Raw genomic sequence first — 21855 nt, forward strand, 5'->3', positions numbered from 1 at the left:
TGACTCTTTGAAGGATCGCTTCGGGAAAAGAGCGTTGGTTCGACGCGAGAAGGATACTGAATGGGTGTTCAGTTCGTCAACGCGGTACGGGGACGCTCCCTAAGACGATGTCCTGCCGGACGGGGCTCCCTGCGCGGGAGGCGGTCACTTCGTGACTTTTATACCGGTCTTGGTGGGTTGACTGCTTGGGTCCTCCCTTCGGTCGGTGGAAGATGGGAGTCAAACTTTTAGTCCGATGAGGCGCATGAGTTCGATGCCGTTGCTTTTGGTGACGACGCCCTCGTGCAACTTGAAGTCGAAGCTCATCTTTCCGTTCTTGATTTCGTCCTGGAGATGCACGTTGTAAAGGCGAGTGTCGCGCTGTTCGCCGATGTTGGTGAGGGCTAGATCGTGAGTGCTGATGAGGCCGATGGCTCCGCTGTCGAGCAGCCCGCGGACGACGCCTTCGGCTCCTATGAGTCGGTCTTTCGAGTTTGTGCCCTGGAGGAGTTCGTCGAGGAGGAAGAGGACGGGGGGATTTCTTTCGGCGAGGTCGCAGATCTGGCGGAGACGTGTGATCTCGGCATAGAAGCGGGAGCTTCCTTCCTGGAGGGAGTCGTTGATGAGGATGCTTGCGCCTATTTGTAGCGGAGTGAGTTGCAATTTCGCCGCACGGACGGGAGCGCCAGCCATGGCGAGGACTGTGTTGATGCCGACAGCGCGCATGAGGGTGCTTTTGCCGGACATGTTGGAGCCGCTGATGAGCAGGACGCGGGTTTCGCCGCAGACGCTGACATTGTTGCGGACGCACTTTGCGGCGGGGATGAGGGGGTGGCCGAGTTGTTCGGCATTGAAGCAGGGTGGGCCCTGGACGAACTCGGGGAAGGGGTCGGCGGGATGCTCGAAGGTGTAGGCAGAGAGGGAGAGGAGCGCTTCGGCTTCGCCGATTGTGGCCAGCCAGGAGCGCACTGCGGTTCCGTGGGCGCTGCGCCAGGCTTCGGCTGCATAGGCAACCTGGACTCCGTAGAGCAGGGGGACGTTGAGGGCGCGCAGGATTGGGTTTTCGAGTGCGTTGATGTACTCCACGATGGTGCGGAGGCAGGCGATGGCTTGAGAGCCTGCGAGGTGATGAGAGGAGAGTTGCTTGCTGAGAGTCTGCAGGCGCGGCGATTCGAACTGTTCGCGTTCGAGACGGGCCAACAAGGAGGAGAGGAGTTGCAGATCCTTGAGGGCGTGCTCGGTGGACTGAAGGACTTCGGCGGTTTGCTTGCGAAGAGAAGCGGTGATGACGCTTGCGAGGATGAGGATGAGGAAGAAAGGAGTCTTTTCTCCGCGTTGCGCCCAGAAGACGACAGAAGCTATTGATGCGAGAGAGAGGAGTAGGGAGAGCCAGCGGAGAGCCTGATGCTTTAGCTGATTGGGAGCCTCGGCCCAACGCGTGAGAGCTTCTGCGTGGATACCGACTTTGAGATCTTCTCCAAGGATAGCTACTTCTTCACGAAGATCGAGGCGGGTACGAAGTTCGGAGACTGCGGCTTGGCGTTGCTTTAGGTCGGCGACTGGGGTTGGAGAGAGGAGCCAGGTGGCGAGGGTGTCTTCGCCCATGCGCGTGCGAGCTAACGAGAGCAGTTCGAAGAGGCTGCCAGGGCCGAAGAGGTCGAGGTCGGTGGCGTAGAGACTCGCCCTGGTGTCGATACGCTCGCCGGTTTGGCCAGTGCCGATCTGGCTGGAGGAGTTCCAGCGGTCTTCGATGCGAGCAAGACCCTTGCGATAGAAGTCTGCGGCTCGTTCTGCGCAGGCGCGACTGCGTAGGGTCTTTGCGTGGAAGGCGGCGATTGCGATAAATGCTATGGGGCCGGCGAGAAGCCACCATGGTGAAAAGGCATCGTTGTGGAGAGAGAACCAGGAGGCGAAGAGGGTTGCAACGACTACGAGGAGGCGGAGATTTCCGAAGCGTCGATGCAGGTTCTCGAAGTGCGCGACCAGTTGCTCGCGGGCTTGCTGGCGCTGCTTGTACTCTTCGGAGGGAGAAAGATCGGACGGAGGCACAGAGGTATTATCGCTTACCTCTGCGCTCCGTCTTTTGGTTGGTTTATGTTGTGGCCGGGGTGGCCTCGATGGTGTTGGTGGCGGCGACGCGCGAGTACCACTTTGCGGAATCCTTCATGAAGCGGCGCTGCGTGGGGAAGTCCACGAAGACCATGCCGAAGCGTTGCGTGTACCCCTCGGACCACTCGAAGTTGTCGAGGATGGACCAGGAGTGGTAGCCGCGAACATCGGCTCCGTCGTGGATCGCGCGGGCGAGTTCGCGAAGGTGTTCGCGATAGTAGTGAATGCGGCGGACGTCGGCGACGCGACCGGAGGCGTCGGGATAGTCGCCGTAGGAGCAGCCGTTTTCGGTGATCTCGATGGGGAGTTTGTAGTCCTGCGAGACGCGCTGCACGATCTCATACATGCCGCGCGGATAGACCTCCCAACCGATCTCGGTGAGCGGGCCTTCCTTTCCGTTGAAGTGGTCGAAGCCCATGGCATCGTAGGAGGGTTTGGTGGGGGCTGGGGTCTTGAGATTGGCGACTATTTGGCGGAAGTAATAGTTGACTCCGATGTAGTCGAGCGGTGCGGTCATACGCTTGTCGTCGCCGCTTTGGAAGCCCATGGTTTCGAGAGGAACACCGTTGACGAAGGCTTCGGGATAGCGGCCTCGCAATGCGGTTTCGAGGAACCAGACGTTGTTGAAGGCGTCGAACCGTTTCGCTGCGGCTGCGTCTTCGGGGAGGAGGTCGCCGGGGTGGTGGATGACATGCTGAAGGCAGAGCCGACCTTTGATTTTGGTGCGATGGCCTTGATGGCGCGGAAGGCGTCGCCTTGTGCGAGGTTCACCGTGTGTGAAGCCTTGAGGAAGAGGTCGAAGTCTTGTTTTCCTGGTGCGTGGACGCCACTTCCGTAGCCGAGATAGGTGAAGACCCAGGGCTCGTTGAAGATTGCCCAGGTTTGAATGCGGTCGCCGAGGGCTTTGACGGCGAGCTCTGCGTAGTCGGCGAAACGGGCGGCGGTGTCGCGGTTGGGCCAACCGCCTTTGTCTTCGAGGGGCTGGGGGAGATCCCAGTGGTAGAGGGTGACGAGGGGGCGGAGACCTGCCTTGAGAACGGTGTCGGTGAGGCGCTTGTAGTAGTCGATTCCCTTCTGATTCACGGCGCCTTCGCCGGTGGGTTGAATGCGGGACCATGCGATGGAGTAGCGATAGCTGCGCATGTTCATCTGCTTCATGAGGGCGATGTCTTCGGGGTAGCGATGGTAGTCGTCGCAGGCGACGTCGCCGGTGTAGGCGCCCTTGACGTTGCCGAGGGAGTGGCTGAAGCGGTCCCAGACGGTTTCGCCTCTACCATCGACATTCCAGGCACCTTCGACCTGATAGGCGGCGGTGGCTGTGCCCCAGAGGAAGTCTTTGGGGAACTTGACTTCGCCGACGGCTGGGCTTTGCTCTGCGGAGGCGTCGAGAGAGGGAGGATGGAGGCTCCAGAGAGCCTGGGGAGCGCGGCGGCTGCGGCCCACGCAGAGGTTTGGGCGAGAAAACTTCGGCGATTCATGTCAGGTGGTCTCCGGGCGGGTCGTTTGTGGACGAAGTTCGCGAAAAAGAAATGGGAGGGCGAAAAACTCGGATTTAGAGGGGGTTGGGGAAAAACCTGGTCGGAGACGAGATGTTTTGATGGTGAATTTGTGGTGCGATGCGTGGTGAACGTGGTGTTTTGGATGGTGTGTTTTGAGGGCCGAAGAATGTGACAGCTTTTTGAGATTTATTTTTTGGATGATTCGAGGCGCGACTTCGGGCCGGCTACAGGAGGGCAAAAATTACCCGCCGGCGAAGACGTTTTTCTTCGCCGACGGGTGTTTGTGTTGCGTTGGTTTAGAACAGCACCTTGAGGGCAAACTGGTATTGCCGTGCGGTGTAGTTTGGATCCGTCTGCGAGATGGATCCGAAACTAGCGTTGCCTAGCTGATCGCCCGGTTGTCCGTTGTTCAGATAGAAGTTCGGCGTGTTCGAGATGTTGTAGCTCTCTGCGCGGAACTGCAGTCCAAACCGTTCGGTGATGGTGAAGGTTTTGAAGACCGAGAGGTCTACGTGACGGAAGTTGGGACCAAACAGCGAATTGCGCTGCGCGGTTCCAATGGTTCCAAGGGGCTGAGGGACAAAGGCTGCGGTATTGAAGAAGTGATGGATCGACTTCGAGCCGCGCGCATCGCCGATCTGGTTTGGGCGATCCTGGCCACCACTATTTTGTGGAACAGCACGGTTGTTGAAACCATTTCCATCAGGATTGTCGATGCCGGAGCCTGTGTTTGTGATCGTGAACGGTTTACCACTCTGCCAGACGGTGATGGTATTGAACGACCATCCGCCAAGAGCGACTTTCTTAGCACCTGTGAAGTTCTTGCCGTACTGCACTTCGTAGTTGAGACCGAGGGCGAAGCGGTTTTGGATATCAAGCTCTGCAATTCCGTACTCCGTGGCCCTGATATTGAACGGATTTGCGTTGCTCCATCCCTGATTGCCTCCCTGCTGGGAGAAGCCAGTGATGTCGCTCAGAGCTTTGCCCCAAGTGTAGTTCGCATCAAAGGCCAGCCCCTTGGTAAAGCGACGCTGGTAGGAGGTTTGAAGAGCGTTGTAGTTGGATATGCCGCCGCTGTTGATATAGCTGATACCGCCAGGTGCGTACTTTCCGGCAGCATGGAAGACTGCATCGAGCGGACGGGCTCCGCCTACCGGGTTGGTTGCGCTTCCTAACGGAGCGAAGGGGTTGTATGGCAGCGCCTGGTTGATGTTGTTGATCGATTCCGGCAGATGCTGGCCGATGTTGCCGACATAGCCGATGGTGAAGACGTTGGCGCCGAACTGCTGCTGAACCTGCAGGTTGTACTGCTGGATCATGGCGTTCTTGAACTTCGGCGCTTCCGCGACGAACCCGATGCCGGGGATCGTAGCAAGATTGGCGAGTTGTGCTGTTGTGGGTGCAGCGGGTTGTGGTATTCCCAGGCTCAAGTCCCCGGGTTGTCCCTGAGCGACGCAGTCCCCGTTTTGGCCCTTGGGCAGCGTGCCCCCATTCTCATACTGAATGAGTTGGACTGCGATGGTGGATTGGCAGGAGGGGTTATATACGGAGGTAAACGGTGCGTTCTTCAGGTCGGCATTGGAGGTGTAGTTGCCGGGGAAGTAGCTGATTCCGTAGCCACCGCGGAGGACGGTTTGGGGTGTGAGCTGCGCGGAGAAACCAACGCGCGGAGCAACATCACCGTGGTCGGTTGGGAGGTTGACCTGCGAGTTGACGCCATTGACACCAGCAATCTTCAACGCGCTGCTTGTGGCGGCGGCTGGGTTGCTGAGCGCGTCAAGGAAGTCGTAATTCGAGATATGGTCATGAGCTTCGGTGAACGGGGTGAATACATCGTAGCGAAGGCCATAGACCAGGGTCAGCTTGGGGTTGACCTTCCAGCTGTCCTGAACGAACCCGCCTGGCTCCCAGCTGCGATAGTCCGGCGCGTTGATGTTGAAATTACGCTGCTGGTTGTTGAAGCCGCCGAGGAGAGTTGAGGCCAGTTGGTTGTCCTGAATTGTTTTCTGGTCTTTATTGGCGTTTAAGGTGTCGCTCTGAAGGTTGAACTGATACGCACCGACCGCGGAGGCGCTTTGGACGTTACGAGCCTGGCGGCGAATGAGGCTGAGGCCCGCCTTAATGTTGTGATTGCCCTTGGTCCAGCTAAGCGTACCGGAGTACTGGAAGGTGTTGTCGATGTCCTGCAGGGGAACGTACGCACCATCGCCGATGTCGCCGAAGGGGCCAGTCGCGAAGGGCGTGAGAGAGTCAGCAAAGGGGCTGAAGCTGGTCATGCTCGCCGGGAAGCCGAGTTTCTGGTCGATCCCGATGCCGTAGTTGAGAGGAAGAGAGAGGTTGTTGATGCGGGTGTAGCCCAACCGCAGGTCGACCAGCAGGTTGGGGTTGAAGATGTGCGTGAAGCCGAATGCAAACTGTGTTGCGAAGTCGGATGCAGGACCGTCGAAGTTGTATCTTCCGCCCGAGACCTGGACACCGTTTACAGTGCCAAAGTTGGGAGGAGTGAAGCTGGTGACCTTGTTGTAGGACCAACGACCGAAGAACAGGTTTTTGTCGTTGAACCTGTGGTCTACGCGAGCGTCATAAAGGTTGTAGTCCTGGGTTTTGCTCGGGCTGATGATGTAGTTGTTTGAGAGATTGCTGTTGGTCGGTGCCGGGTACAGCTTCAGGTAGGCGAGTGCAATCGGATTGATGGGCACTGGCGTGCCGGTAACCAATCCTTGATGTGCCTGAAGTGTTCCGTTGTTCGTGGTGAAAAGAGCCTGAGGCGATCCACCGTTGAGGCTGTTGATGTTGTTGTATTCGTCGATTGTCGGTACCGTGCCGGTGTCGGTAACGCCCTGGACGTTCCGGAGGCCTTCCCAGTCAAAGTAGAAGAAGGTTCTGTCTCGGAAGATCGGTCCGCCGATGCTGACGCCGTACTGATTCTGACGGAGCTCGGGTTTCTTGCCGCTGGTTGCGAAGACGTTACGGGCGTCGGTGACGTCGTTGCGGAAGTACTCGTAGACGGAACCGTGGAATGCGTTTGTTCCAGAGCGGGTGATGAGGTTGATGACGCCGCCGGCGGTACGACCAGCCTCTGGTGAGTAGCTGTTGGTCTGGACGGTGATTTCCTGAATACCTTCGACGTTCGGCTTGATACCGATGGTGCCGATGATGCGTTCGTTGTCGTCGATACCGTCAACGACCCAGTTGTTTAGGGAGTCGTCCTGTCCGTTGACGGAGAGGCCGGCTGCGTTGGTACGACGATCGTCGGGACGGCCACCGCTCGAGAGGCCGTTGCCTGCTCCTTCGTTGGCGCCGGGGACGAGGCCCACAAGCTGAACGAAGTTACGGCCGTTCAAGGGTAGATCCTGAACAGCCTTTGCGGTCACGGTGGAGCTAACGGTGGCGCTATCAGCCTGGAGGAGAGGGGTGCTTGCGGTCACTTCGACGGTTTGCGATTCTGCGCCGGCCTGGAGGTGAACGTCGTTACGGGCACGGTCACCGGCTTCTACGGAGAGATCGTTGACGATAGCAGCCTGGAAGCCGCTGGCTTTGACCGAGACGGAGTAGTGTCCTACTGGCAGGAGCGTGAAGTTATAGTCGCCCGAGCTGTTGGAGGTTGTGGTGCGCTTCTCGTTTGTCCCGTTGTTGGTGAGGACGACGGTGGCGTTGGGAACGACGGCGCCGGTGGCATCGGTTACGGTGCCGAGGATGTCGGCTGTGGTCAGCTGCGCGAAGGCTGCTGAGGTGAAGAGGACCAGGAGTGCCAGGAGATATGCCGGCTTGCTCCATCCCCGAGATAGTCTGCGTCCGCACTGGCCGAGGCGGGTCATCTGGGTATTTGAATCGTTAATCATGTTGTCCTGCCCTTCGTACTGAGTTTGTAAAACGTTTAAGTCGACCTAACGTTCTGCTGCTTGTGTTGGCAGAGTTCTTTTGAAACTGCTTCAACACAATGAAAACGCGCTGCTTACCGTTTTTGTCTGATGGAAGTCGCCGTATCCGGGCAAATGCTGCTCGCACTGCAGTTACTTCAAACGTTTGAGTAGAGGAAATGTCGTCAATCTTCCCCGGCTGAGGATTTTGCGGGATCGGGGTATTGCTTGTCAAGAAAGTTTTTGGACCGGAGGTGATTCTGTAGAGCCTGATGACGCTTTTCAGCGTTACTGGTCGTACCAGTTTCTCGGCCGATGAGGATCATTCGATAAACACAGGGCTTTACTGGCTCTTCGGTGGGGTACAACTTCTGGCCCGCGTCGGATTTACGGGGACAATGGTCGGACGTTTCGGAGCTTTGCGGGACTCTGGCTGGTTACTCGTTAATCTGGCTGGTTACTCCTTAAAGGAGGGGAGAGCGCAAAGTACCGATGCGCTCTCCCCAAGGGAAAATTTGAAGAAAGGGTTAGAACATGTACTTCAAGGCGAATTGAAGTTGCCGCTCTCCCTGCGCGTTGTTGACGAGACCGAAGGTGCTGCCGATGCTCGAGTTGGGTGCGACGAGTATGGGGTGGTTGAGTGCGTTGACGGCTTCGGCGCGGAACTGAAGGCTCTGGCTCTCGACGATGTGAAAGGTCTTGGAGACGCTGAAGTCGACTGCCTGGAGGCCGGGGCCGGTGAAGCTGCCTACCTGACAGTTGCCGAAGGTTCCCAGACCGGGTTGAGAGACCGACCCGGAATCAAACCAGATGTAGCCGGGATGAAGGGGATCGGTCGACCGTTTGCCGGGAGTTTCGACTGGGGAGCCGTCGCAGTTGGCACGGGGAAGCCGGTGATGACGCCGGAGTTGTTGGCCGCCTGAGCGGTGATGGGGAAGCCGGTGTGGAACTGAAGGATGGAGTTGGCCTGCCAGCCGCCAACGATGAGGTCCGCGGCACGGTTGAGGTTGGATCCGAAGGTGCGGCCGCGACCGAAGGGAAGGTCATAGGTGGTGAAGCCGTTGAAGGAGTTGGTGACGTTCTGATCGCAACGGCCGTAGTCGGCTGCGGGGTTGTAGGTGTCCTGGAAGAAGAAGTGATTGTTGCCGGCCTGGGTGAGCGAGGCGTTGGTGTCGCCGTATTGGGCGAAGAAGCCGGAGGAGTTGCCTAGGCACTTCGACCAGGTGTAGTTGGCCTGAAACTCCAAGCCGTGGCTGAGACGCTTCTGGAAGCTGGCCTGAAGCGCGTTGTAGTTGGAGTAGCCGGTGGATGCGGTGAGGCGAGCCTGGCCGATCTCTCCCTGAAGGGTTGGGTTGAGATAGGGGCTTGGTGAGGTGGTGCCGTTCGGATGCAGGACCTGCTGATTGATGAGGGCGATGGTCATGAGGTGGTCGGTCTTTTGGCCAACATAGCTGACCTGGACGGTGGAGGAGTTGCCGAGTTGATGCTGGATGGTGAGGTTGTACTGCTGGGATACGGCTGGACGGATGTTGTTGGGGTCGAAGGCGTGGATGCCAGTGCCTGCGAAGCATGCAGGAGATTGAGCAATCGCCGCGGCGACGGTGCACCCTGAGGACGGGAAGGTAGAGAAGCCCTGATCGAGCGTGGTGCCGGAGAGAGCTACGGAGCTTCCGTTGTAGGTGACGTTGTGGGGGATCGCGAAGGGAGGGTTCTGGACCAGCAGATTGCCGGTGCCGGTGCTCTCGGTGAAGTTGGAGATGCCGTAAGCTCCGCGGATGACCATGGCTTTGTCGATGGGAGGCTGCCAGGAGAAGCCCAGGCGGGGCTGGTAGTTGGTGGGGCCGTTGTACTGGTTGTAGAGCGCCTTGGAGTTGCCGTTGAGACCGGCGATCTGCACGTCTCCTGTGAAGAGGCCGTAGTTGGTCGCCTGATCGTGGGCCTCTGCGCGTGCGGTGACAACTTCATAGCGCAGACCGAGGTTGAGGGTGAGGTTGGAACTGACGTGCCAGTCGTCCTGCACGAATCCGGAGTAGATGCTGTTGCGCAGGCTGCGGCCGGCGCCGGAACCGAGGCCGACGTTCTGCGGGAGACCGAGGAGAAAGTCGGCTTCGGCCATGCCGATGGGGCTGATGGTGTTGGTGGGGTTCGCGGTGGTGGGTGCGGCCACGACAACTGCGGGGTTTCCGGTGAAGGAGCCGTCGTAGATGAATTGGCCGGCGAGGCCGGAGTTGCCGACGTAGAGGACGTTGGTGCGGTAGTTGTAGAACTGGAAGCCGAGGTTGACCGAGTGCTTGCCGCGGATGAGGGTGACGGTGTCTTCTGCCTGGATGACGGTGTCGTGGAACTGCGAGATGAGATTGTTGTTTCCTATCGCTGGACCGTTGCTGTTGCCGCCCTGGAAGGTCATGAGGGGCAGAAACGTCTGGTTTGCGGCGGTTCCGGCGATGCCAAAGACGGAGGGGAGATTCTGGCCGGTTGGATTGGTGAAGCCCTGGGTGACCGGGAAGTAGCTGGTTCCAATGCGTGCGGAGTTGAGGAAGGTGGAACTGAAGGTGTGGGCGTAGTCGATCACGCCGTTGTAGAGGGATACTCGTTGTCGGAGTCACCGGTAAGCAACTGGCTGTTGGTCGTGGGGTTGGTGATGTGCTGCTGCGAGTAGCGAGCGTAGACGTGATCCTTCTGGCTGGCAACCCAGTCGATCTTGAGGTCGCCCTGGTCGCTGTTGGTGAAGGAGTGGGTTACGTTGGTCTGGTTGAGTGTGCTCGAGTTATAGATAGGCTCGGGATAGAGCGGAGAGGCGAGAATCTTTGCGGAAGCAGGGCTGATGTGGCCGGTGATGCGGTTGTTGAGGAAGGGCAGGCGCATGCCTGGGGTCGAAGACGAGTAGGGGTCGTAGAGCTGCTGCGAGATATTGTTGCAGATGCCGGCGCTGTTGAAGCCTGCAGAGCATAGTGCCGAGAAGTCTCCCTGACGCTCTGCCGCTGTGATGACGGTGAAGCGATTGGAGGTCGCGGGCTGATCGTAGCGCGATCCCTGATAGTCGACGAAGAAGAAGAGCTTGTCTTTGACGATGGGCCCGCCGATGGTTCCACCGAACTCGTTCCAGCGCAGGAGAGGCTTGAGGCCCGAGCCGTCTTTGTTGTTTTGACCGGGGACGTAGGGGCTTCCTTTGGTAAAGCCGTTGGCCCACTGGTTGGCGTTGAGGGCGTCGTTGCGGATGAACTCGAAGACGTCGCCGTGGAACTGGTTGGTTCCGGATTTCAAAGTGACGTTGATGATGCCGCCGAGGTAGTTGCCGTAGGACGAGGGCGCGTTCTGGGAGATGAGGTTGAACTCCTGGATGGCGTCGACACTGGGCGCGAAGGCTACATCGTTGTTGTCGATCTGGTTGTTGTCCATGCCGTCGAGGATGTAGTTGTTGGTCTGCTCGCGATTGCCGTTGATGTAGGGACGGCCGACCTGGAAGCTGGCCTGAGAGCCGGTGAAGGAGCCGGGGTTGAGACTGACGGCACCGGGAGAGAGCAGGGTGAGCTGGTTGTAGTTGCGAGTTGCGAGCGGCAGTGTGACGTTGGCGCGCGCATCAAGAACGGTCCCAAGGTAGCTGTCATCGGTCTGCAGCAGAGGTGGCGCACTGGTGACTTCGACGGTCTGCGAGGCCTGACCGACGGTCAGTGCGACGTCGATGCGAACTGTCTGGGCTATGTCGAGAGAGATGGCCTGGTGCTCTGAAGAGGAAAAGCCGGAAGCTGCCACCTTGAGCACATACTGCCCAACAGGCAGTGGAGACAGGTAGTAGACACCGGCGGCGTTGGTTTTGGTGGGATAGATGGTGCCGCGAGAGCTCTCGCTAGCTGTGACGGTTGCTCCGGCGACGACGGCGCCTGAGGCGTCGGTTACGGTTCCGGTGATCTTAGCGCTGATGTCCTGCCCGTGCGCGAAGGAACAAACCAGAAACATGAAGAAACTGAATAGTGCGATGCGTGCTCTCATTGGTGGCCTCCAATTCCATTTCTTTCTCAAGACTGTTGCGAAGTCCGTGGAACGTGTTGTTCGAGCGACTCTGACTGTCCGCTTAGATTTCTGTCTGGTGTTTGCGCTTTAGGGTTGAGTCACTGCAGTTGTCCAGCTTCGTGCAGCGAATTCAGACCTTTCGCGTCTTGTGTTGTAAACATCCTCGGATGAAGCTGTGTCGTAGAACCTTCCGAAATACCGAGAAAACAGAACTTTCGGGGGCCGATTCTGAGACCGGAAAAATCATCATTTCTTTTGAGGGCCAAATAGTATAGACAACTGTACTGACATGCAAGAAGAAAGTTGAGCACGAGGGCCGACCGGTGTCTGTCCAAATGCCTATGGGCAGTGGAGATTCACGCAGCACGGTTTTCGAATCAGTGACTTAGTGAAGAAGGGGAGATCGAGGGTGGGGTGATTAAATCAGAATTTCAAGAAGAAAAAGATGGGGATTGAGAGTACGGAAACAGGGAATTCTTCACCGCCGTAAACGTTCGAGTTGCTGGATTTTCAGAACAACGTCGAAGTTACGGGGAGGCGAGCTAGACCTTATAGCTCATTTCGAGATCGTTCCGCTGAGGGTTGGTCCCAGAGCTTATGCCCCGAAAAGTGGGGCCTGGAATGTGCGGGTTGAGAGCTCAGCTCGGCGTCTTGAAGGTAGCGAGCAAGCGCTCGCGAACAAAGACAATATGGTCCCGCATGGCAAGTCGCGCCTCGCGTTTGGAGTCTTTTTTCAGGGCCTGGTAGATCTTCGTATGAGCTACGGGAGCGGTAGTCGCTGAGAGTTCGTACGACTTGGAACGGCAGAGAAGAGCTTTTTGCTGCACGTTTTCGAGGACGCGGCAGAGCTCCTGGTTGCCTGTGGCTGCGGTGATGAGGCCGTGAAATCGCATGTCCTCTTCGATGTGTTCGAGCTTGTTGCCGTTCTTGAGAAACTTTTTGGTCCGGTTGATGCTGGCTGACAGATCGTTGAGCAACTTCGGGGTGATGGTCGCTGCATCGATTGCATGGACCTCGAGAACCTCGCGGAGTTCGTAGAGATCCCGGATCTCTTTTGCGGAGAACTGGCGGACGTAGGCCCCGCGGCGGGCTTCAATGCGAACAAGCCCTTCTGCTTCCAATCGATTGAGCGCTTCGCGGACCGGGGACTTGCTGATTCCGAGTTGAGTGGCGAGGGACTCTTCGGTGAGCCGCGACAGTTCGCCTAAGGTCCCATTCAGCACGCTCTGCTTAATGCTCCGGTAGGTAAGCTCTGTGAGGTTTGGGATTTTAGCCAGCTTAATCATGATGGTGGTTTGGAGGATTCTACACGACCGAAGGTTGGAGCTCGTATGAGTGGCTTGAAATCGAGACTTCTTTCATTTTTGGTCAATTTTCTGACTTACTTCCCTGCCGATCGACATTGATTCGATTAAGTAGGACTGAGACCAGAGTTAGAGATTCGAATATTAATTTCCGGGATTGTACTGGCGCTCGATGTGTCCTTTTAGATCTGAAGGATAAAAGTAAACATCGCGGAGGTCGCCAATGGTGTAGCGCTTTGCCTGGTCGTTGAAGTGACGGGAGGCGGGGTCGCCGCTCTCTCCGCCGGCAGTGACGGCCTTTGCGCGGACCCTGTCTCCGAACTCGACTACGGCTACGAAGCTGTTGCCAACGCTTCCGTACCACTTTTTTGTTCCTGGGTAAGGGCGGGCGCCGAAGGAGGCGAGAGAGCCCCAGAGCGAGGAGGTGAATCCGACTGGGATGCTTGGCTGGGCGTCGTTGAAGGGCTGAACGATTTTCCCAGTCGCAACGCCATCGCCGGTGAGGCGCTGGAAGCGATTGATGTCGCCCCACGGAGTCTTCCAGGTTGCGAAGTCGGACGTGAGCCTGTCGGAGGCGTTGGAGAGGGATTGGAGCAGTTGATCGCTGGGGACCTGGGTGGCTACGTACTCTTCGACGGGGATGCCTGCTTTTTTGGCGTCGGCGATTGTGAGGCGACGAATGTCTTCGCCCCAGAAGATGGCGAGCGAGGTGGGGACTGAGTCGACGGCCCAGCGGTGGTCCCATGTGCGCAGGGCTGCGATCTGCTCGGTCAGTCGGGCGCGGAGGAGATTGGTTCGCGGGGCTTCGTCCCAGGCTTTGAGGAGCGCTGGGATTGGTTTGTCGAACCAGGGAAGGTAGCTATCGTAGGCAGCGGTGATGAGGGAGTCGAGGGTGAAGTCTTTTTTGTTTTGCAGGACTCGGATGGCGTGGAGGCCGCGTGCGGTTTCGGTGCCGGTTTCGACGTAGGCGGGATAGTCCTGCTTGCGTAAGCTGCTGGCGCCTGCTCCTGACCAGGGCGAGTTGTTGCTGTTGTAGAGCCAGCCGCTGGTGGGGTTGAAGAGCTGGGGAAGCTCGTCGACGGTGAGGAGGCCCTTCCAGTCTGTGGCGGGATTGCTGCCGTCGACGGGTTTGGTGAAGTCGAAGGTGGTGTCGCGGCGCGGGATGAAGTTGCCGTGGAAGTAGGCGATGTCGCCGTCGGCGTCGGCGAAGATGGTGTTGTTGGAGGAGTTGGCTTTGAGTTCGAGCGTCTGGCGGAAGGATTTGTAGTCGGTGGCTTTAGTGCGGAGGTAGGACTGCGTGAGCGCTTTGATGGGCTCCTGCATGAGGTGGATGCTGATCCACCTGGCATTCCCTTCGCGGCTGGATTCGTCGCGGGCGGGCTCTTCGCGGATGATGGGGCCGTGGTGAGTGCAGTAGATGATGAACTTCTTTTCGGCCATGCCGTGGTCGGTTTTGTAGGGAACGGTGATTTGCTTGACGGTGATGGGCCGCTGCTGATTGCCGTAGTTGTAAGTGAAGTGGCCGCCCTTCTTCTCGACGGTTTCGAGATACTCGTCGACTGCGTCGACTCCGCTGGAGGTGTGCATCCAGCCGGCTCGCTCGTTGAAGCCCTGGTAGACGAAGAACTGGCCCCAGGTGACGGCTCCGTAGGCATTGAGGTGTTCGTCGCTGGACATTTGAAGTTCGGAGCGGAAGAAGAAGGAGGTGTGAGGGTTTATGAGCAGGAGGGCGTGATGGTCGACGGTGTTCGAAGGCGCGATGGCTATGCCGTTGGAGCCTGTGGGCTCGGGGGATCGCTGTCGTGGACGTAGGCTACTTCGTCGCGGGGGAGGCAACGCTGGAGGTATGGATTGCGGCGGGATGCGAGTAGAAGGCCTCGAGCTGGGCCAGGCTGATGCGTTCGATGTCGCCGCTTACGCTGCCTTCTGTGAAGGATAGGGCCATCCATGGCTCGAAGTGTTGGATGACTCGCGGTTTCACCTCGGGATGTTTGTAGAGGTAGAAGTTGAGGCCGTCGGCGAAGGCGTCCATGAGGGCGCGGAGCCATGCTGGGCTGTCTGCGTATTGTTTCTTCAATGCCGCGGGGTCAATGAAGAGCTTCATGCGCAGGTCTTGATAGATGCGGGATTCGCCTTCAGCTTCGGCGAGGCGGCCGAGGGCGTTGATGTAGTTGGTCTCGATGCGGTTGAAGTCGTCTTCGGCCTGGGCGTACTCCATTCCGAAGACGGCATCGGCGTCCGTCTTGCCGTGGATGTGTGCGATACCCCAGTCGTCGCGAGTGATGGTGACGTTGGCTGATTCATTCTTCCAACGCGCCGAGTCGCGGATTTCGGCTGCGTAGAGCGTGGAGGATAAGAGCGTCAGGGAGAGAACGAGGTTCAGACAACGTCGGCAGCAGATCAAACAGCTTGGCCTCCGGCAGGGGATAGGTGCACTCCGTCTGAACGAGACGAATACATTAGTCGCGGTGGGAGTAGTGTACCTCTCCTTTGCTGATGAGAGATTAGGAGCTGCCCCGGCTGAGTAGGCACCGCCGCGGAATGGCAGAAATGCAGGTTTTGAGGATGAGATGTCGAACTGACAGTCTCGTGGATCGAATTCATCTCTCTCTATATCGGGTTGGCGGGTATAACCTTAGTTGTTCAGGAGAAGATGCGTGCCCGTTGATTCACTGCGAGTAGTCTCTGATCTTAAGGAACTTCGTGCCCTGACGGCTGATGAGAATGGCGCCCAGCGGGTGGCTTGGACTTCGGTTTGGCTGGATGCGCGTTCGTGGTTCCAGAACAAGCTGAAGGGTTTGCCGGTAGAGCACCATTACGATGCCGCTGGAAACTCGTGGACTACGCTTCGCGGAGATTCGGATGGCGCTCTCATTCTTGGGAGTCACCTTGACTCGGTGCCTAACGGCGGATGGCTTGATGGGTGCCTTGGGGTCCTCGCTGGCTTAGAGGTGCTGCGTGGCCTGGTAGAGGATTTTGACGGCAGGCCGCCGATCACAATTCGGCTGGTCGACTGGGCCGATGAAGAGGGCGCGCGTTTTGGACGGAGCCTGTTCGGATCTTCGGCGTTTGCGGGAAACAATACGGTTGAGGCTGATCGCGGACGTACGGATCGCGATGGAGTTCGTCTCGAGGACGCTCTTCGGAGCTGTCAGGTCAATGTGGAACAGATTGGAGACTCTGCAAAAGAACGGGGAGACGCGGCGGCTTATCTGGAGTTGCATATCGAGCAGGGACCGGTGCTGGAGGGGATGGGGCTGCCGCTGGGAGTTGTGCTTGGCACTAAGGGTGTTGAGCGACACGCGATTACATTCCACGGACAGGAGGCTCATTCTGGGTCTACTCCGATGGGTGCGCGGCGGGATGCACTGGCTGCTGCGGCGAAGCTGGCGCTTGAGATTCGCCCGATTGCACGAAGGCATCCGGACGCCGTTGCGACGATGGGAAGTGTGAAGACTTTTCCGGGAATTGTGACGGCCGTGGTTGGACGCTGCGAGGCGACGCTTGATATGCGCGATCTCGACACGGAGATACTTGCTTCTATGCTGGCTGAAGCTCGTGCTGCGAGTGAACGCTTCGCGAAGGAAGAAGGCTGCTCGGTCGATTGGTCGAGGATTTGGAGTATCGAGCCGATACCGTTTGATCGGCGACTCATTGAATTTTGCGAGGAGGCGATCCTGGAAACCGCTGGCCGGTCTCATCGGCTGCCGTCAGGTCCGTTGCATGATGCTGCGGAGGTCGCGCGCGCAGGGATTCCGACGGTCATGATGTTTACGCAATCGCTTGCCGGGCTGAGCCATAACAAGGCGGAAGATACGAGGGTTGAAGATTTGACGTTGGCCGTGCAGGCCTTTGACCGGCTTGCGAGGAAGACGATGAAGTGGTTGGGCGAAGGGGAGAGCAGCGGCCAGAAGTTGTGATCGGGTTGGAGTTCTCTCTTGATGGCGAGGGAGTTCGTTGAGATAGTGCATAATAGTCACTCCTGACAGAAGATATACGGCGCAAGGAGGGTCATGTTGTCGATGATGCAACTGCTTCCATTTGAAGGGCGTTTTGGTGACTCCGCAGACCTCGTTGTGCGGGACGATTGGAATGTCTTCCTCGAGCGGCGCGACCGCAACGAGGCCGATGAGGCGACCGGATTCTGATGAGCGAGCGTGTTCCCTTTCCTCAGCAGATCGTAACTGCGCCAGAGGTGGCAGAACGTTTTGGCGATTTGCATCCACCATTCGATAAACAAGCTGCAGTGCCTGAAGCTAATCGCTGTCTCTATTGCTTTGATGCGCCATGTACGATCGCCTGCCCGACACATATCGACGTGCCGAGCTTCATTAAGAAGATTGCCAGTGGGAATCTTTCAGGCTCTGCGCGAACGATACTGGATGCGAATATTCTCGGAGCGAGCTGCTCCCGTGCGTGTCCGGTCGAGGTGCTTTGCGAAGGGGCCTGCGTGATGCATCGCTACAACAAACAGCCGATCCGGATTGCGCAACTTCAGCGTTTCGCGATGGATGCGTTGTACGAAAGCGGAGGCCCGCTGCCGTTTGAGCCTGGAGCTGAGACGGGACTGTCGGTCGCCCTGATCGGCGCGGGACCTGCTTCACTTGCTTGCGCCGCCGAGCTGCGAAGGCGTGGCATTCGTGCACATCTCTATGATGCGCGACGGTTGCCCGGAGGTTTGAACACCTTTGGGGTTGCTGAGTACAAGCTTCCGCTGGCGGAGAGTCTGCGGGAGATTGAGATGCTTTCGCAGCTGGGAGTGGAGTTTCACTTTGAGACGAAGGTTGACGCGGCGGGGCTTGCGGAGCTGGAACGGACGCATGATGCGGTGTTTCTCGGGATTGGTCTGGGAGCTATTCATCAGCTCGGAGTTGCTGGAGAGGAACTTGCGGGTGTGACGAATGCTCTGGATCTCATCGCCGGGTATAAGTCCGGTGCGCTGACGACGGTGCCGGAGCGCGTGGTGGTGGTGGGAGCAGGGAATACTGCTATCGATGCGGCAATCGCTTCGGTGCGGCTTGGTGCGACCGAGGTCCATATTCTTTATAGGCGAGGGCAGGAGCAGATGTCGGCGTTCACGTTTGAATACGAGCACGCGAAGAACGAGGGGTGAAGTTCCTCTGGCACGTTCAGCCGACTGGCATTCGCGGGGATAAGGCTGTGAATGGACTCGAGCTGACGAAACTTGAATGGACCGAGGATGGTTCGATTGTGCTACAGAAGGGTTCGGAGTTTGTTCTCGAGGCTGATCTGATCGTCTTATCTATCGGACAGGCTACACACGCGGATTTTCTCTCTGAATATCCGGGTAAGTCCGGGACGATTCAGCTTGAGCGCGGCCGAATCGTGATTGACCGCGCGACCGGACAAACCTCTTACCCGAAGTTTTTTGCTGGTGGAGACTGCACCAACGGCGGGCGCGAGGTGGTAGATGCTGTTGCGGATGGAAAGCGCGCTGGAATTGGAATCGCCAGATGGTTGGAGGTGCAACATGTCCAGACCTAAGCCGACGCTTGCAAGCAATTTCTGCGGAATTGAGTGCATCAATCCGTTCTGGCTGGCGTCTGCTCCGCCCACGAACTGCGGTGAGCAGGTCATGCGCGCCTTCGATGCAGGTTGGGGAGGGGCCGTCTGGAAGACGATCGGAGAGCCGATTACGAATGTGAGTTCGCGGTACTCGTCGATCGATTGGGAGGGGCGGCGAATGATGGGCTTCAATAATATCGAGCTCATCTCGGATCGCCCGATCGAGGTGAACCTGCAGGAGATCGCGGAGGTGAAGCGGCGGTATCCGAAGCATGTTGTGATCGCTTCGCTGATGGTGGAGAGCAAGCGTGAGAGTTGGCACGAGATCGTACAACGCGCGGAGGATACGGGTGCGGACGGCCTTGAGCTTAACTTTGGATGTCCGCATGGAATGAGCGAACGCGGGATGGGGTCCGCCGTGGGACAGGTGCCGGAGTACTGCGAACAAATTACAGGATGGGTAAAGGAGAAAGCTCACACGCCCGTGATCGTTAAGCTGACACCGAATATCTCGGACATACGCATTTCTGCGCGAGCTGCAAAACGGGGCGGGGCTGACGCGCTCTCCGCCATAAATACCATCAACTCGATTACGGGCATCGATCTTGATACGTTTCAGCCCAATCCGAATGTGGATGGCAAGAGTTCGCATGGTGGGTACTGTGGGCCTGCGGTGAAGCCGATTGCGCTCAATATGGTTCAGCAGATACAGGCTGATGCTGCGAGCGCGCTTCCGCTTTCAGGGATTGGAGGCATCGGAGGTTGGCGCGATGCGGCGGAGTTTATTTTGTTGGGCTGCAGCACGGTGCAGGTGTGTACGGCTGCGATGCACTATGGCTACAGGATCGTCGAGGATATGCAGGACGGGCTGTTGAACTGGATGGCTGAAAAGGGGTTCGCTACGATTGAAGACTTTCGCGGGTTGTCGCTTCCGAACGTTCTCGAATGGAAGGAGCTCAATCTGAACTACCAGATCGTTGCTCGGATCCATGCTGATTTATGCATCGGATGCCAGCTTTGCTATACGGCGTGTTGGGACGGCGCGCATCAGTGCATCCATCTTGATCGCACCGCCGCTGCGCCTGATACGACACGAACGCCGGGGATGGTTGAGGCTGAATCTGCTCGACGAATTTCGACTACGCCGATTCCGAAGCTTGACGCGGGAACTTCGGGCAGGACGAACGCGATTACACCGCTTGAGCGCATTCCGCGGGTAGACGAACACCATTGCGTGGGCTGCAATCTTTGTTCGCTGGTTTGCCCGATTGAGAACTGCATCACGATGGAGCGTGTCGACAACGACCTTCCGTTCGAGAGTTGGGAGGAGCGTGTTGCCAAAGGCCTGGTGGCGGCGGGAACGGGTGAAGTGATGAGTACGAATACTTGATGCGACGTGCTTTGGAGATGGAGCACCATCTTGCGCCGTGAACAGCAGCGCTCAAATAGTCAGGAGCGAAGTATGGGAATTCTTATTCAGAATGGCACTGTTGTCACGGCCGACCGCTCCGAAAAAGCTGACGTGTTGATTGATGGTAGCTCGATATTGGAGGTGCGGGCCAACATCGATCCTGCGGGGCATACGGTCGTGGACGCTGGCGGGCTCTTTGTTTTGCCGGGCGGCATCGACGCGCATACTCATATGGATATGCCGTTTGGGGGGACGGTATCTGCAGATGATTTCCTGACCGGCACGCGTGCAGCGGCGATCGGCGGGACGACTACCATCGTCGATTTTGCGATTCAGGCGAAGGGAACGCGGATGCGGGACGCGCTCGATATCTGGATGGCGAAGGCTGACGGCAAGGCCTGCATTGACTACGGGCTGCATATGATCGTGACCGATCTTGGCTCCGACAGCGGCAAGCAGGGATTGCACGATATGGACGACATGGTGCGGGAAGGTGTAGCCAGCTTCAAACTCTTTATGGCTTACCCGAATGTGCTGATGGTAGACGACGGCACGATCTTCAAAGCGCTGCAACAGACTGCGAAGAATGGTGCGCTGGTTTGTATGCATGCCGAGAATGGAAGTGCGATCGATGTGATCGTGCAACAGGCGCTTGCGGAGGGGAAGACTGCGCCGGTCTATCATGCTCTGACGCGGCCGACGAAGGCAGAGGCGGAGGCGGTGAATCGCTCGATCGCTCTGGCCGAGATGGCTGGAGTGCCGGTGTACATCGTTCATCTCTCGAGCGAAGATGCGCTGAACCAGGTTCGCGAGGCGCGTGATCGCGGAGTTCCGGCGTTTGCGGAGACTTGTCCGCAGTATCTGCTGTTGTCGATCGAAGACCAGATGCCCGGGAAGAGTTTTGAGGAGGCGAAGTATGTCTTCACTCCTCCGCTGCGTGAAAAGAGGAATCAACCGAAGCTTTGGGACGGGCTGGCGGCCGATAATTTGCAGGTGGTTTCGACCGATCACTGCCCGTTCTGCTTCGCGGATCAGAAGCAGCTAGGGAAGGATGACTTCAGCAAAATCCCCAATGGCGGACCAGGCGTCGAGAATCGAATGCAGTTGCTGTATCACTTCGGCGTGAATGCTGAAAAGATTTCGCTGCAGCGGTTCGTCGAGATTACGTCCACCGCGCCTGCACGCATCTTTGGGATGTATCCGAAGAAGGGGACGATTGCTGCTGGGTCGGATGCGGATATCGTGCTTTGGGATCCTGAGGCTGAATACGTTATCTCCGCGGCGACGCACAGCATGCGCTGCGATTTTTCTATGTTTGAAGGATGGCAGGTGAAGGGAAATGCGCGGCAGGTCTACTCGCGTGGAGAGCTTATTGCGGACGGGGGACGCTATGTCGCTGCAACTGGCCGGGGGCAGTATCTGCGGAGGGAGGCGAGAGGAGGCGCATGGCAGTGAGTTCGATTTCGACGCGAGTTCTTGATCAGTCCACTGCGAATCTCGCAGCGCAACATGACTCACGTCTCTATAACGATGATCTTGCGCCTACCGTCACTGCGCAGCGTACGTGGGGGACTTATAACTACATCGCGTTGTGGTTCTCGATGTCGATGGAGGTGACGACGTATATGCTTGCGTCTTCGCTGATCGCGGGCGGCATGAACTGGAAGCAGGCGATTCTGACGATCCTTTTGGGAAACCTGATCGTGCTTGTGCCGATGCTTCTGAATGCGCACGCGGGCGCGAAGTATGGTATTCCCTTCCCTGTATTTGTTCGCGCGAGCTTTGGGACGCGGGGAGCTAATCTTCCGGCGATGCTGCGGGCGATTGTTGCGTGCGGATGGTTTGGGATTCAGTCGTGGCTGGGAGGGCAGGCTATTGCAGCGATGATCGGTGTGCTGTGGCCTCAGACCGTACACTTGCCTTTCGTATTGTGGGCCAGCTTCCTTGGATTCTGGCTGCTGAATATGTATGTCGTGTGGCGAGGCGTCGAGTCGATCCGATTTCTTCAGAGTTTTTCTGCACCCTTCATGCTCGTCATGTCGCTTACGCTTCTCTTCTGGATGCTGCATAAAGCAGGCGGCTTTGGGCCGATGCTTTCGGCACCCAGCCGCTTTCAGACGACCGGTAGCTTTCTTCGGTTCTTTTTCCGTCGCTGA

Annotated in this window: 14 protein-coding genes and 1 pseudogene; 7 read left to right on the forward strand and 8 right to left on the reverse strand. The window is 57.8% G+C overall.

Annotation, left to right across the window (positions count from 1 at the left end):
- Positions 1–219: 219 nt before the first annotated feature.
- The 8 genes and pseudogenes from RBB80_RS02245 to RBB80_RS02280 form a co-directional block, all read right to left on the reverse strand.
- The gene (locus RBB80_RS02245) at positions 220–2028 is read right to left on the reverse strand and encodes a MutS-related protein (RefSeq protein WP_433966714.1); all 1809 of its coding nucleotides are present in this window, start codon (positions 2026–2028) and stop codon (positions 220–222) included.
- Between the two features lie 43 nt (positions 2029–2071).
- Positions 2072–3531, reverse strand: a pseudogene (locus RBB80_RS02250) (GH1 family beta-glucosidase).
- A gap of 352 nt (positions 3532–3883) precedes the next feature.
- The gene (locus tag RBB80_RS02255) at positions 3884–7429 is read right to left on the reverse strand and encodes a TonB-dependent receptor domain-containing protein (RefSeq protein WP_433966715.1); all 3546 of its coding nucleotides are present in this window, start codon (positions 7427–7429) and stop codon (positions 3884–3886) included.
- Positions 7430–8195: 766 nt separating this feature from the next.
- Positions 8196–10019, reverse strand: a complete 1824-nt coding sequence (locus RBB80_RS02260; protein ID WP_433966716.1) for a hypothetical protein — start codon at positions 10017–10019, stop codon at positions 8196–8198.
- On the reverse strand, positions 10016–11437 hold the full coding sequence (locus tag RBB80_RS02265; protein WP_433966717.1) for a carboxypeptidase regulatory-like domain-containing protein: 1422 nt from the start codon (positions 11435–11437) through the stop codon (positions 10016–10018). Before RBB80_RS02265 ends, RBB80_RS02260 begins: the two co-directional genes overlap by 4 nt.
- A gap of 659 nt (positions 11438–12096) precedes the next feature.
- Positions 12097–12744, reverse strand: a complete 648-nt coding sequence (locus tag RBB80_RS02270) for a GntR family transcriptional regulator (RefSeq protein WP_433966718.1) — start codon at positions 12742–12744, stop codon at positions 12097–12099.
- 162 nt (positions 12745–12906) lie between these two features.
- Positions 12907–14598 (reverse strand): penicillin acylase family protein, encoded by a 1692-nt coding sequence (locus RBB80_RS02275; protein WP_433966719.1) that lies wholly within the window; start codon positions 14596–14598, stop codon positions 12907–12909.
- Positions 14576–15166 carry a penicillin acylase family protein gene (locus RBB80_RS02280; RefSeq protein WP_433966720.1) on the reverse strand — a complete coding sequence of 197 codons (591 nt, stop codon included), beginning with the start codon at positions 15164–15166 and terminating at the stop codon, positions 14576–14578. The genes RBB80_RS02275 and RBB80_RS02280 overlap by 23 nt, the downstream gene beginning before the upstream one ends.
- 253 nt (positions 15167–15419) lie before the next feature.
- Here RBB80_RS02280 and RBB80_RS02285 point away from each other — a divergent pair, with 253 nt between their 5' ends.
- The 7 genes from RBB80_RS02285 to RBB80_RS02315 all read left to right on the forward strand — a co-directional run bounded on the left by RBB80_RS02285 (position 15420) and on the right by RBB80_RS02315 (position 21855).
- Positions 15420–16682: a Zn-dependent hydrolase gene (locus RBB80_RS02285; RefSeq protein WP_433966721.1), complete on the forward strand. Its 1263-nt coding sequence runs from the start codon at positions 15420–15422 to the stop codon at positions 16680–16682.
- Positions 16683–16784: 102 nt separating this feature from the next.
- The gene (locus RBB80_RS02290) at positions 16785–16910 is read left to right on the forward strand and encodes a hypothetical protein (RefSeq protein WP_433966722.1); all 126 of its coding nucleotides are present in this window, start codon (positions 16785–16787) and stop codon (positions 16908–16910) included.
- The gene (locus RBB80_RS02295; RefSeq protein ID WP_433966723.1) at positions 16910–17875 is read left to right on the forward strand and encodes an FAD-dependent oxidoreductase; all 966 of its coding nucleotides are present in this window, start codon (positions 16910–16912) and stop codon (positions 17873–17875) included. The genes RBB80_RS02290 and RBB80_RS02295 overlap by 1 nt, the downstream gene beginning before the upstream one ends.
- Positions 17872–18267, forward strand: a complete 396-nt coding sequence (locus tag RBB80_RS02300; RefSeq protein ID WP_433966724.1) for an FAD-dependent oxidoreductase — start codon at positions 17872–17874, stop codon at positions 18265–18267. Before RBB80_RS02295 ends, RBB80_RS02300 begins: the two co-directional genes overlap by 4 nt.
- Positions 18254–19678 (forward strand): NAD-dependent dihydropyrimidine dehydrogenase subunit PreA, encoded by a 1425-nt coding sequence (gene preA / locus RBB80_RS02305; RefSeq protein ID WP_433966725.1) that lies wholly within the window; start codon positions 18254–18256, stop codon positions 19676–19678. Before RBB80_RS02300 ends, preA begins: the two co-directional genes overlap by 14 nt.
- A 72-nt stretch (positions 19679–19750) precedes the next feature.
- Positions 19751–21154, forward strand: a complete 1404-nt coding sequence (gene hydA / locus RBB80_RS02310; protein WP_433966726.1) for a dihydropyrimidinase — start codon at positions 19751–19753, stop codon at positions 21152–21154.
- Positions 21145–21855 (forward strand): cytosine permease, encoded by a 711-nt coding sequence (locus tag RBB80_RS02315; protein WP_433966727.1) that lies wholly within the window; start codon positions 21145–21147, stop codon positions 21853–21855. The genes hydA and RBB80_RS02315 overlap by 10 nt, the downstream gene beginning before the upstream one ends.

This window comes from Tunturiibacter gelidiferens, assembly GCF_051013345.1.
GTDB classification, from domain to species: domain Bacteria; phylum Acidobacteriota; class Terriglobia; order Terriglobales; family Acidobacteriaceae; genus Edaphobacter; species Edaphobacter gelidiferens_A.

Bases quoted from the DNA above. Each gene is read 5' to 3' on its own strand.
- RBB80_RS02255 (WP_433966715.1), bottom strand. From the start codon at position 7,429: ATGATTAACGATTCAAATACCCAGATGACCCGCCTCGGCCAGTGCGGA.
- RBB80_RS02265 (WP_433966717.1), bottom strand. From the start codon at position 11,437: ATGAGAGCACGCATCGCACTATTCAGTTTCTTCATGTTTCTGGTTTGT.
- RBB80_RS02270 (WP_433966718.1), bottom strand. From the start codon at position 12,744: ATGATTAAGCTGGCTAAAATCCCAAACCTCACAGAGCTTACCTACCGG.
- RBB80_RS02290 (WP_433966722.1), top strand. From the start codon at position 16,785: ATGATGCAACTGCTTCCATTTGAAGGGCGTTTTGGTGACTCCGCAGAC.
- RBB80_RS02295 (WP_433966723.1), top strand. From the start codon at position 16,910: ATGAGCGAGCGTGTTCCCTTTCCTCAGCAGATCGTAACTGCGCCAGAG.
- preA (WP_433966725.1), top strand. From the start codon at position 18,254: ATGTCCAGACCTAAGCCGACGCTTGCAAGCAATTTCTGCGGAATTGAG.
- hydA (WP_433966726.1), top strand. From the start codon at position 19,751: ATGGGAATTCTTATTCAGAATGGCACTGTTGTCACGGCCGACCGCTCC.
- RBB80_RS02315 (WP_433966727.1), top strand. From the start codon at position 21,145: ATGGCAGTGAGTTCGATTTCGACGCGAGTTCTTGATCAGTCCACTGCG.